Consider the following 13041-nt stretch of genomic DNA (forward strand, 5'->3'; position numbering starts at 1 on the left):
CTCATCAGCCACAGCCACAACAGGCGAAAGTGTAAACCATTGGACAAGAGTTTTTTAATTCATCAATATTGACCCACCCGATTTTATTATTAATTTTGACTTTTACCATATCATTGATTGAAAAATCAGCCTCTAAAAAAATTATGGACGAAATTACCATGCCTTTTTTAAGCAAGCCATACTGGGTTTTCTTGTTATTTTTGTAGAATCGAATATCTTTGATTAGAGCTTCGGGTGTATATTGGATGCCCGTCGGTGGCAATACTTGGTCTTTATTAAAATCACCCCTAACCCTTTTGATACCACTGGCCGTAATTTCAAGAGTAGTATTGACTCGAAATGAACAAAATAAGGCTTCGTTGATGACAAGGCGGTCATTCACGACGCCTACAAAATCCACATCTATCCGGTTGCCGGGGTTGGGCATCCATACACGGATTTCTTCACCGCCAAAAAGCGCCAAAGCTGGTGTGTCATGGTGCATATCGCCCGAATGTCCACTATAAAGAATCATAAATGGAAACCGCGGATTCTTGGTGTTGAATACCCAATAATGGGGTGAAGAACTACCATCTTCACCACCACCCATTTCGGCTTTTGCAATATTCAGAATAACTTTTTCACTAAAATTATAATTTTCGCCGCAGCCAAAAAACAGAAAAAGAACTTCCGAATTATATTCTTTCGAAGAATACGGTATAATTGTAAAAAGCGGTTTGCTCCCGATGACGGGAATATAATCATGCGCCAGCAGCATTAGTGTCGGTAGATCCCCGCGTTTTACCCATCCGCCTTCTTTTTGGTCCAGGGACACCCATTCACCGCTGATATCCATGATGCGGATGTTTTCCCCGACTGAAAGCATTCCAGTCTTTTTTCCGTTCGTTTTTGAAAAAACGTCAATATTTTTATTCAAAACTTGAATTTCTGGTGGTTTAGCCCCGGAGGGGACAAAGCTAATAGCCGCGTACGCCATGGAGGACAAACCCATTGCCAACCAAACCACCAAAAAAAATCTTGGCATTTCATTCCTACCTTTCTTTCCCTACTGTAATTTTGCAACATCATGACCCAATTCTAAAAGCCATGTTATAATATTTCGTGTTATTTACCAGATTCAAATACCTTCAGAGTGGCATCTTGATTAAATCATGAAATCATTTCGCTGGTTCCCTTATTCTGAATCATGTATACTGAATACCTCTATAATTACTTATTATGTATCCTGATGATATTATATTGAACTAGAAAATTTTGCACTGACAAAATTTTTGGCGTATGCATCAAAAGCCATGGCAATATTACGTACTAGTGGCCGACCAAGCTCTGTCACTACTAAGCTGTTTTGTTGTAATAAACATAAACCATCATGCTCATAGGATTGTAACTGATTAAGGGCGGAGGCAAAATGCGAAGCAAAATCTAAAGAAAATTTTTGTTCGATATCTCTAAAATTTACCATTAAGTTACACATGATCGAAGCGATAACCGTTCGGCGTACTGTGTCTTCATTAGATAGTATGCAGGCACGTTCGCATGCAAATGAATTAGATTCAATAGCTTCAATATAATTTATAATGCGATGGTTGTTTTGGATATAGCATCCACCAACATCACTAATAGCACTGACTCCGAGGCCAATAAGATCAGTAGGGGCCAATACTGTATAACCTTGAAAATTACGATTAAGGCGACCATCACGTGCGGCTATTGATAATTCATCAATAGGTAATGCAAAATGATCCATACCAATTGGTTGATAATTACCAGATTGTAATACATAGCGGCCAGCGGCGAACATTTGCCAACGCCTTTCTGGATTAGGTATTGAGTAGGATTCTAATTTTTTTTGATGAGGTTTGATATGAGGCAGGTGTGCATATCCAAATAAAGCTATACGATCTACGTTTAGTTCAACGCAAGTTGCTGTCGACATTTTAATATGATCGATAGTTTGTTTTGGCAGACCATAAATTAGGTCAATATTGATACTGCTAAAACCAAGCTCTCGCCCTAAACTCACTGCCTGACGTGAAATGATAGCCGATTGATTACGGCCAGTTATTTTTTGTATCTCATCAGAAAAATCTTGGACACCGATAGACAAACGATTAAAACCCAAACGACGTAGTACTTCTAACTGAATGCGAGAGGTAACCAAGGGATCAATTTCGATGCTTAACTCTGCATTTGCAGTAGGAGGAAAATATTCAAAAATAGAGGATATTAACCGTTCAAGATCACTTGCAGTAAGAAAAGTTGGAGTACCACCGCCGAGATGAAGTTGAATTAATTCGCGTTTGCCCAAATGTGCAGCCACCATTCTAATTTCGCGCAATAAAGCATCGAGATAGCGCGGCACTTTGTCATAGCTTTTACTGGCAATCATATTGCAACCACAATAAAGGCACATACGTTCACAAAAAGGTATATGCACATAAATTGAGATAGCGTTGTTATTTTGTGTGGCTCGTTTTAATGCTTGATTGGCAACATTTGCACCGGCAGGTTGCCATGCGGGTGCTGTTGGATAGCTAGTGTAGCGAGGAACTTGGCGAAGGTAGCGCCTAGCTATATCCCAAGCAAGTATAGTCGAAGTCATATCACCAGCCATTGAATACAACATAAACAGGCGGCTACTTTATTTTGCAAGCGAAATAATGATAAGGTTTTCTTAAAAAAAACAATATTCAGTAGTTAGAATTCAGTAGCAATAATGATCACACCTTAAGGGCTGACTTTTGATCTCATCTCTGTAATTGATCGATTTTATTAAGCTTTATTGGATGCCCTCTTTCGGGGCATGACGTAGAGAGTTTTACGTAACTCAGCGTCATTCCTACGAAAGTAGGAATCCAGTCTCGATAAAAGTAAAAAATGAGACTAAGAGTCAGTTCAAGGGTCAGTTGTGGTGTCAGTTTTATAAAAGTCAGACATAGCATCCTGGGGAAACAAGCGATGGCCTTCGAAAACCGTAAGCACATGGATGGTATCTTTAAATACACGATAGACAATTCGGTAATTTCGTAAGAAAACTTCACGTACATTAAGATCGGCACGTTCGGGTACAACTCTACCAGACAAGGGGGTTTCAGCGGCTTTATGAGCGCGTTCCCGCAGTCGTTCGATCCAAACGCGGGCTGCACGATGATTGTCCCTTGCGATAAACCGACCAATATTCAGTAAGTCTCGTCTTGCCCTGTCAGTCCAAATAAGCTTCATGATTTAAAAGGTCCAAAGGCTTCATCGAGCTCATTGGTCAGTGCTATATCGTCAATGACACGCCCAGCATTAGAGTCTGACAATCCTTCATCGACAGACTCTAAGAATTGAGCATGCTCATTGAGACGGTCGAATTCAGAAGGAGTGAGAAGCACCGCAGTTGGCTTTCCATTTTGAGTGATGACAAAGGGACGCTTCGATGCTTGTAGTCTTCGAATCACTTGCGAAGCATGGGTCTTGAATTCTCCAACTGGGAGAATGTCTTCTGAAATTTGCAGATTTTTCATATTGCGTATCTCCGATCTGAATTCACAATATGTTGGTTCAAATATAGACCAAAATATTGGTTTGTCCAATGAGTATTTCGTTAAGATGATAATGTCCAATAATTCAAACAATTAAGCGATCCAGATTATTTAAGTGTTTACAGAAATAAAAGGCTGAATTGCCGAATAACCCATAGTGCGAATGTTATAAAAAAAACAAATAACATTAAGTATTACAGTGGGTTGAGTTCTTTTAGCACCGAGGATCTCGTGGGTAAACAGATTATATAACCTTTGCCCATGAGGTAGATTTGCAATTAAATATAGATGAAGCTGTGCTTGAATTAAATGATTGGGTTGTTGCAATAGGTAAAGATAATCGTCAAAGAATACCACTTATTATATATTAGATAATTATTATTGCTTTGCTATAATTTCACCAAATTAACGCATTGTCTCTAAATAGGTGCTTAAGAATAGTTAACTTCCTGAGGAAGCACCTCAATCATGAATAACTTTTTAACAACAAAATACTCAGGGAGTGTTGTGTGGTTGGTATCCGTAAAAGCAACAAAATGCTTGATATTTCCCTATGGTCTTACATAAAAGTTTGGAGGACTTTCTTATGTGGTTTACAAAATTTAAGGCTAATCATTTTCTTCAAATATACAAAGATATTGACATATCACTTAATGAATTAAATATATTTATCGGAAAAAACAACTCAGGAAAGACTCGTCTAATCGAGCTATTTTTTTGGTTAAAGAATACCTATAATTCTAGACACCAAAATTTTATTTCTAGAATAAATAACATCTCTTCGGGTGCACAGCTAATTCCTGCAGAGAATAAATCTCTTCCTACAGGAGAAGGATTAAGACCGATACGTTATCTGTCTGTTGATCGCACACCGGCCTCGACAGCAAATTTTGATATTCACAACAGAGAACCACAAACGCAGGGCACTTCTGACATGCTGTTAGAACTTAGACTATTTCCTCAAATACGTTTACACGTTCAATGGGAAATCGAACACCTGTTTGGCATATCAATTCGGATCGAAGACGAAAACAATAATATAAAGTTATATGCAGATGACCGTAATATTAGTAATGTTGGTTTAGATGCACATGGCCGTGGGCTACAATATTATTGCGTTCTATTTTTTTATCTTCATCATCCAGAAGTGAAAGTATTATTTTTAGACGAACCAGAAAATAGCTTGCATCCACAATTACAACGAGCGTTGATTAATAGAATTCGCTATATGGCATACAATAATGATAAACAAGTTTTTTTAGCAACACACTCTCCTATTTTTACTTTACCTGACACCATTAAAAATCTGCAGGAAGTCTTTCTTTTAGATAAACATGCAGAGCCACCTAAAATTCTGCATTTAGAAAAAGTTATCCCTAGCGATAAAGAACTTAAACATAAATTTGAAAGTTATCTTCCAAATCTTGATTCAGCGGTATCTGAAGTTTTGTTTGCAATGGGTGTACTTATAGTAGAAGGCCAAACTGAACGACAATTCATACAATATATAGCAGGACGAACAAATCGTGATATCGCCGCACGAGGAATCACTATAATTGAATCTAATGGGCTCGGTCCAATGCCAGGCATGATAAGATTTGTTAAAGAGGTATCACCACACTGGCGAGCATTATGTGATGGAGACGTATTAACAAATGGAGGGTCACGATATAATGATTATCGCAGTGAACTTAACGATATCTTTTGCGAAAATACACTAAAAACAGGGAATAATCTCTCGCCCACTGAAAAAGAAACATTGAAACAGAATTTGCAAAATAAAGGTTTATTTATCTTAAACCAAGAAGGGCTTGAAAAATATTACAAATCATCTGATGCAGTCAATTATAATGGCGAGGTAAAACATAAAGACAAAGGTTGGTTGCTAGCCAAAGAAATAGAGTATTTACAAGACAAAGACGAAAAATCTATCAATTTATATTATAAAGATTTACTCGAACCATTAGATGATTTGATTGTTTCTGTAGATAAAAATTCTTTAAAAGTCCGAACTATTGATGAGATAGCGATGGATGTTATTTTTGATCATGCCAGCAGTATTCATTGCAAAACATATCGCAATAAATTTAATGAACAACAATTGCGAGATATTCTATTCAATAATCGAGCATATCGAGTATATGGATTACAATTTTCCAATTATGATTCATATAAACTGTATTGGACTGTTCCCTTAGTTAATAATGAAACAAAATATAGAATTCGCTGCGAAGGCAATGAGTTCTATGTTGAAGTTGAAACAATTAAAGACAACGACGAAAATGGTTACAAATTGTTACGCAGAGGGTCAGTTTGAACGTTTGCATTAGTAAATTATTACACTTCTTTGGCCCCTTCAATTTGTATCTGGCACCAAAACCAGCACCAAAACCAGCACCAAAACTAACCACCAACATTTTTTCACAGCTTGAATTACTAAACACTATTTAAGTTAGGGAGTGGATCTATATTGACAAAGCTAATTTATAGTAAATAGTTAAATATTTAAGCACGACAGTGGCGACAAACCTATGACCACCGATAATTATATTCAATTCTTTTAAAGCTCTAAGTTTTTCGTCAACATGGCCCCGGCCATACTATAGTTAATATAACTTATACCTATTACCGCAGACGTACCTTAAAACAAAGATTTCTCAGTCGCATGCCGCTCCTTTAAAAATGACAGGGGCAAACATCGGTGGGGTGATGCTGATCGGTAATTTATGGTCTAGGCATGCATACCGGGGCACCAGCTATGCTATTTAGTAAAATATCATTACGACCGAGAGTTTTAATTATGCTCTCACCATAAGTATCACTAGTAAATGTGGGTCTACAAGCTGAAGCCCAATCATATGCAGCGCAATCTTTGTTAGTACAGCAAGTGTGTGAACAACGTTTGACACCCGATGGACTAGCAACACATATTTCGCTTTGACATTCAGAGGCGGTTTCACAAATTTCACCAAGTTTTTTAGTGCCTTGATATTCTGGCGGTAGACAGAATTTGTGAAAAAGCCAATCTTGTCTTGATACTTTAACTGGTTTGCAAATAATATTGTCACTATCTTCATTGTCATTGTTACGGCAATCTGCTGGAGTGCAACAAGGTTTGGCGCAAGTTTTATTGGCTAACCCTGATAAACACCAACCATTAGAACATTCATCGGTTGAACCAAGTTGAGTACAGTCCTCGCCTGGTTTTGAGCGAGTAGAAGCTGTATCACCACATACTTGATAAATATTAAAACTAAAACATTGCCCAATACCTTCGCAATCTTGATCATTGCCACAGGTTTCAAGACAGGTACTGAAGTCGGTGTCGCAAAGCCCAGAAGCACATGATTGATCAGTCAAACCACCTTCGCAATATCCACCGGGAGCAACATCGCGGGCACCATCTGAAACTTCAGCTTTAGGTATACAGGCACTACCATCACCAAGTTGGTAGCATAATGTACCTTCAGGGCAATGGTGTTGACGAGTGCAAGTTTGGCTGCAAACTTTTTTATCACCACTAATTTCCCAACAAATACGGCTTTGGCATTCGCCGTGGGTTTCGCAGGGTTCGCCAATAGCTAAACCGCTTTCGATACTTGTACTGCTGCTACCGCCCCCACTGCTGCTGGTACTGCTGCCACAACGACCTGTTTCAGTATTGCAAATATAATCTTTTGCGCAACCCGTATTAACACAGCCTAAATCACAGACCCCAGCAACACAAACAGTATTTGGTGGTGAACAACCAGAGTCATTACCACATTGCTCGGTAGTTGAAATACATTTGTCATTAGAGCATCTGCGCCCAGTACCACACTCATCAGCATTCTCTGAGCAGGGGCCGCAGTTGCCACTTTCAGCATCTTTTTGTATATTGCATATTTGGGTGCCACAGTCGGCATTTGATTTACATTTTACTGATAATTCACATATACCACCCAAGCATTCATAACCAGAGTAGCAATCATTTTCAGTATAGCAATGGATACGGTCAGGTAGTTGTTTTCGTGCACAAGAGGTAAAAATTAATCCATAGAATACAATTTGAACGGCAATAAAACAACTAAATAATAAATTTATAAAAATATACGACTTACTGGATTTACTAATAATCATGTGCTGCATTCCTAAAAGTCGTGCGTTAAGCTTAGCCTTAACTTGAAAATTTGTGGTTATTTTTTTACTTACAGTATTTACTGCTTATACGGTTACTAATGTGTCATTTAATTATTAAAAATATTAAATTTTTCGGAATATAATAGGTTTGCTATGGCTTTAACTAATGAACTATTATTAACGGTTAATATTTATGAGTTTTTTAGGGTGGCTTAAAAGTAATAGCTCAGACGAGATAGAGGGTCTTATTGAGACTCATCTTGATGGTCTGTATAGTTTGGCTTTGCGTTATATGCGAGATCGGGCCTTAGCTGAAGATCTAGTACAAGATACTGTTGTGCGTATATTGCATTTTCGCGACCGTTTCACTCCTGGCACTAATTTTAAAGCGTGGGCCTATACAATTTTAACGCATACTTTTATTCATCGTTATCGTCGACAAAAGCGTGAACGCGTATTATTAGATGGTCAGAGCAGGGTTGACGTTGACCAACAATTGCATTCTGAGCAGTCACGCGAATTTGCCTCTCGACCTGAAAATTCTTATCTGCAAAATATGCTATCTGATGATGTAGTAAAAGCTTTAGATAGCATCCCTGAAGAATATCGTACGGTAGTTATACTCTGTGATGTTGAGGGGCTAACTTATAAAGAAATCTCTGATATTATTTCAAGTCCGGTTGGTACAGTGATGAGTCGTCTATATCGTGGCCGACGCATGTTAGAGGTTAAGTTATATGATTTGGCTTGCGAGCGCGGTATTGTGCGTGGCAAGTCTCAAGATTCTCAGCAAGTAGCAAGCAACGATAAGGTGCTTGATATTAACGTATTTCGACGCCGCAAGAGCGGCTAAAGCAACGAAGGTAATCGTTATGCAAATGATGTGCATAGAAGTAGTACGTTCGATACCGTTGCTTTTAGACGACGAACTTGATCTTGCTAATGCTCAAGAAGTCGAAGCGCATATTCAACAATGTGCTAGCTGTCGGGCCGTGCTTGAACATGAAGGGCGTTTACGTTTAGCACTACTCCAAGTTAGCCAGCAGGTGACGGCTTCGGCGTCATTGCGTCGTAAAGTTAATGCCTTAATCGTTAACGAACGACCACAGTCGCGTTGGGTGCACGCTTGGCCAGCAGTTGCCGCAGCGTCATTACTAATAGTGCTTATCTGGAAAGGACAAACAACAAATCACGTTAGCGATTTAGATGTCATCGCCAAAGGGCCTGACTTGCCAATGGATGTTGTTGCTGCTGATGTAGCGCCACTGCAAGCTTACTTTAGTAGTAAACTACCTTTTGCAGTGCACTTGCCACATATTTCTGATGGTGCGGTAAATAGTTTTGGTGGCCGCGTAATGAATTTGCGCAACCGCTACGCTGCTTTTGTGCGCTACAACATGCAACGTGGTCATGTGTCGATGTTGGTTTATGAAGATAACGATGAAGACTTTCCTGAAACCGCACCGCTTTATCGCATTGGTAATGAGCGCATGTTAGTAAAACAAGTGCGTGGTTATACTGTGGCCAAATGGCGTTCAAGCGGGCTTACTTATTCGGTAGTAACTGATTTGCCGGTTGAAGAATTTTCAACCTTGGTGCGCGCTCGGCGGTAACTTTTTATTTTTAGCGCTACTCTTGCTGTTGTAAATCACCAATGGTACACATGCTCGGCTTTTAAGTGGTTTAGTTTATAATGATGGGGGGTTGCGTATAATGATTTCGTTATCAGTTACTATTATTACATTTAAAGTATTAATCGGTTCAGCTTCTGTACCGTATAATGTTATGCCAGCGCCAGCTGGTTTAGTTGCAGCGGTAAATTATAAAAATAAGCAATATGATACCGCAATTATTGCTCTTGATGATCCACAGCAAAACTCAGCAAAAATGCTAGTTACGTTAGGTCGGGCGCTGAGAGATTACTATGAGAAACAAGGGGATCGAGTTCTTGATGACCGCGATGCTTATCTCGCTTTGCTGGGTACGGCAAATCCCAAAGCGAGTTTCGATATAGCAAAGTTAAAAAAGTTATTGGCTGATGCTGAGCAGCGTGAAGCCTATTTTGATGACAAGGCTGCCGAAACCTTACGGCAGCAAGTACTTGACGCTTTTAATTCAACCATGCATCCAGACGTTGAGTTGCGTGAGATTGCTGTGGCTGCAGCCAGAGATTTAGCTATTGGATCATATAGCCAAGGCAAAAAAGAAAAAGCAGCCCTGCGGGCGCGCGAGGTTTGGCGGCGTTTCGGGCATGCACCAATTGATCAACGACGCCATTCACCAGATATTCAGCGGATCTTTGATGAACAACAGCGCCTGCTTAAACAACAAGAGCGAGTTTTATTAAGCATTACTAGCAATTTGCCAGGTACGCTATATGCTGATGGATTAGTTCTTGGGCGTACCGATGGCTTACTGGCGGTATCTTTACCTGTAGGCGATTATCGTGTCTGGCTTGATTATGGCTCTGGATGGTCGCTGCCCCATCCAGTGCAGCTTAAAGATCAGCGGGTAGAGCTAACAATTAATACTGAATTTGATAAGCGAATAAGTGTCAATGATATATTAACTGTACAGTGTGATGAGACCTGCTTTAATGATTTGACGGTAATAGCGCAACTATTGAATGTTGCTAATGTAATTGCAGTGCAGCAGGCAAATGATAAACAAGTGCAAGCATTATCTTATTTTGTAAAACCGACGCCGACATTGCATAAAGTAGATTATGCACTTAAGAATAATACTGTTGAACGTATAATTGATGATAAAATAATTGCTACTTCTGTAAAAGCAGCAAGCTTAGATAATGCGGCGCTTAAATTAATTCCCGTGCCCAATTATCGTGAAACTTTAGTGCCAAGATTTAGTCCATTATATTTAATACCTTTCGGTGGTGGCCAGTTTGCGCAAGACCGTAATGTTGTTGGCGGTATTTATTTAACTTTGCAGACCGGGCTTATAGCTTGGTATGCAGTTGAGCGTTATAATTTTAATCAAGCTAACAAGCATAATGAGCTAATAAGGGGTGAAAGCATTCGCAAACGCGCTAATCTCGCTTTGGGTGCACTCACAGCAGCGATGGTTGCTAATGTTATTGAGGCAATTATAGTGGGGCAAATTTATCACCATGAGGCACCAGAGTAAGCTTGCTGTGAACGTTAGTTAGTGGGCTAATCTTATATTTTGCTTATTTTGTTCTAATCAGCGCATAATACGATTACCCATAAAAGTTATAGATTTATAATTATTGACGCATGATATCACATTTGATAACATGATGTAATGATTCGTACTCAAATACAACTGACCACAAAGCAAATGGAGGTTTTACGCGCAGAGTCAAAGCGTCAACAACTTTCAATAGCTGAAATAATTAGGCAAGCAATTGATGCTTCTTTGGTAGGATCGATCGCCAATAATCATGTTGAAAACAAAAAGCGCGCTATTGCTATATGTGGGCAATTTGCTTCAGGTTTAGCTGATGTTTCGCAAAAACATGATGACTATTTAGATGAAGCGTTTGGCGATATAAAATGACGATTTTTATTGATACCTCAGCATTTTATGCAATGCTTGATCGTGATGATGTAAATAACCAAAGAGCAAAAGATATTTGGATTAATCTTGTTGAGACTGAAACGCCACTTATAACTAGCAACTACATTTTAATCGAAACATTTGCTTTGCTTCAACATCGCCTGGGTATTGCAGCATTGCAAGCATTTTATAGTGATGTGTTATCGTTGGTGCATCAACATTGGCTTGACAAAGAAGACCATGAAGCTGCTTTAGCTGCGATATTAGTGGCACAAAAGCGTGATTTAAGTTTTGTTGATACATCTAGCTTTCAGATAATGCGTCGTTTAGGTTTAAATGAAGTATTTACTTTTGATGCCCACTTTTCTCAGCATGGGTTTGTTATTATTTCGTAATAAACATAACGTATTAACTACCTGTCTTCATCTCTCTTGTCAGTTTAAATTTTAGATGGTAGGCGCCTTACTGTAACTTAAGAAAATGAAGGCGGTGTTTAAAGCAAACGAAAAGGCGCAAAATTATAAGTAGGTCACAAGCAGGTCAAGTGTCGCAAATTGCTACATTTGTATGATGCGGGTGTGTCGCAAAATGCGACATATTAAAATTATCTAACGGTGTAACTGGGCGAAGTTATTAGAATTCAATAGTTGGCCTAAAGTTTGCTTGCAATGCCAAGCGAGGCACTTTTAAAAATAACCCGCCTCAAAGAGGGTGCGTGCAATGCATAAAAAATTATTTAAGTTGTCATTATTTTTAACTTCAGGTTTTCTCGCTGTCGCGACTTCGCGACTTCGCGACTTCGCTAAGCTAACCTTATGTTCGCGCAGTATTCATACAATTGTATTGCTGGGTGCTGCGATGTTTATCCCTGGTTGTTTAGCACAAAGTGAAAAATACCAAGATCTTGAATGTGTTCAAGGTGATGCAAGCAAAACCTGCCCGCAAGGTCAGGTTTGTTTAGATGATAACAAATGCCATCAGCTTTGTTATGACGACCCTACGATATGTGAACAAGGTACTGAGTGTAATCAAAAAAATGGTTTATGTGAAGAGATTGTAATCAATCCCCCAAAAATTACCGGTATTGATGGCGATGGTGGTCGCAATGGCAGTGATGGTGAGTCTGATCATTATGTAACTAGCGCCTTAATCATTAAAGGCGAAAACCTAGCACAAGCCAATTTTACTTTTATAAGTAAAGACAAAGGTGGCAAAGACTATGGCGAGTTAAAAGTAAGAGAGCGTTCTGCTGATAAAGAAGTGAAAGTTGATTTGCCGGTTGGAGTCGCCGAGGGTAATTATACGCTGCGTGCTGCTAATGCCATGGGTAGCGACGAAGTGGTTATACCATTATTAAAAGGCGATCCTGGGGTTAATGGCACCTGCAATGCTTCGCAATGCACTAGTCAAGGGATACCGGATGCTGGTCGGATGACAGTATTGAAAGCGCGTGCAGCTAATAAATTACCAACTAGTGAAGCCAGTGTAATCTATGACGGCAATGAGCTAATTGGCACACCAGTAAATGGCATTTGGTTAGGGGTAATCGACCGCGCTACGCAAAAGTTAGTGCAAAGCTCTGGGTTTAGTGAGTTTTATGAGATAATTGGTAACACCACTCAGTCAATATTGGCGTTGCAAAACTTAATATCGGCAATAGACAGTATTAGCGTAGATCAAATGGCAATTATCGTAAGTCGTGGTGAAGTTTATGCGCAAATCAATCAGGTGGTAGAGATCGGTGAAACAAGTTATTTGCTTGCCGATAAGCTAAAGAAAATTGGTGCAAGTAACGCCATAACTGGATTAAGCTCAGATGATGCATTTGTGTTGGTTGGCTATCCAGGTATGGGGGTAG

Annotated in this window: 12 protein-coding genes; 7 read left to right on the plus strand and 5 right to left on the minus strand. The window is 39.3% G+C overall.

The annotated features are described in order from the left end of the window. Window positions 1-4: 4 nt before the first annotated feature. The 4 genes from JW841_16010 to JW841_16025 form a co-directional block, all read right to left on the minus strand. Complete coding sequence (locus tag JW841_16010; protein MBN1962439.1) at window positions 5-1024, minus strand: hypothetical protein; 1020 nt, start codon at window positions 1022-1024, stop codon at window positions 5-7. A gap of 210 nt (window positions 1025-1234) precedes the next feature. Next, on the minus strand, window positions 1235-2626 hold the full coding sequence (hemN, locus tag JW841_16015; protein MBN1962440.1) for an oxygen-independent coproporphyrinogen III oxidase: 1392 nt from the start codon (window positions 2624-2626) through the stop codon (window positions 1235-1237). Window positions 2627-2895: 269 nt separating this feature from the next. Further along, on the minus strand, window positions 2896-3222 hold the full coding sequence (locus tag JW841_16020) for a type II toxin-antitoxin system RelE/ParE family toxin (protein MBN1962441.1): 327 nt from the start codon (window positions 3220-3222) through the stop codon (window positions 2896-2898). Beyond that, a complete protein-coding gene (locus JW841_16025; GenBank protein ID MBN1962442.1) occupies window positions 3219-3509 on the minus strand; it encodes a type II toxin-antitoxin system Phd/YefM family antitoxin in 291 nt (96 codons plus the stop codon). The genes JW841_16020 and JW841_16025 overlap by 4 nt, the downstream gene beginning before the upstream one ends. 604 nt (window positions 3510-4113) lie before the next feature. Here JW841_16025 and JW841_16030 point away from each other — a divergent pair. Further along, window positions 4114-5844, plus strand: a complete 1731-nt coding sequence (locus JW841_16030; protein MBN1962443.1) for an AAA family ATPase — start codon at window positions 4114-4116, stop codon at window positions 5842-5844. 407 nt (window positions 5845-6251) lie between these two features. Here JW841_16030 and JW841_16035 read toward each other — a convergent pair whose 3' ends face one another. After that, entirely contained in the window at window positions 6252-7646 is a 1395-nt protein-coding gene (locus tag JW841_16035) for a hypothetical protein (GenBank protein MBN1962444.1), read from the minus strand. A gap of 193 nt (window positions 7647-7839) precedes the next feature. Here JW841_16035 and JW841_16040 point away from each other — a divergent pair, with 193 nt between their 5' ends. The 6 genes from JW841_16040 to JW841_16065 all read left to right on the plus strand — a co-directional run. Further along, the gene (locus JW841_16040; protein MBN1962445.1) at window positions 7840-8499 is read left to right on the plus strand and encodes a sigma-70 family RNA polymerase sigma factor; all 660 of its coding nucleotides are present in this window, start codon (window positions 7840-7842) and stop codon (window positions 8497-8499) included. Window positions 8500-8524: 25 nt separating this feature from the next. After that, window positions 8525-9259, plus strand: coding sequence for a zf-HC2 domain-containing protein (locus JW841_16045; GenBank protein ID MBN1962446.1), 735 nt, complete (start codon window positions 8525-8527; stop codon window positions 9257-9259). 100 nt (window positions 9260-9359) lie between these two features. Next, on the plus strand, window positions 9360-10790 hold the full coding sequence (locus tag JW841_16050) for a hypothetical protein (protein MBN1962447.1): 1431 nt from the start codon (window positions 9360-9362) through the stop codon (window positions 10788-10790). Between the two features lie 138 nt (window positions 10791-10928). Next, complete coding sequence (locus JW841_16055) at window positions 10929-11183, plus strand: ribbon-helix-helix protein, CopG family (protein MBN1962448.1); 255 nt, start codon at window positions 10929-10931, stop codon at window positions 11181-11183. Next, the gene (locus JW841_16060) at window positions 11180-11578 is read left to right on the plus strand and encodes a PIN domain-containing protein (GenBank protein MBN1962449.1); all 399 of its coding nucleotides are present in this window, start codon (window positions 11180-11182) and stop codon (window positions 11576-11578) included. The genes JW841_16055 and JW841_16060 overlap by 4 nt, the downstream gene beginning before the upstream one ends. A 325-nt stretch (window positions 11579-11903) precedes the next feature. Next, window positions 11904-13041, plus strand: a 1138-nt coding sequence (locus JW841_16065; protein ID MBN1962450.1) for a hypothetical protein, incomplete at its 3' end; no start/stop codon positions are given.

The sequence above is a fragment of the Deltaproteobacteria bacterium genome, assembly GCA_016931625.1.
In the GTDB taxonomy this organism is placed as follows: domain Bacteria; phylum Myxococcota; class XYA12-FULL-58-9; order XYA12-FULL-58-9; family JAFGEK01; genus JAFGEK01.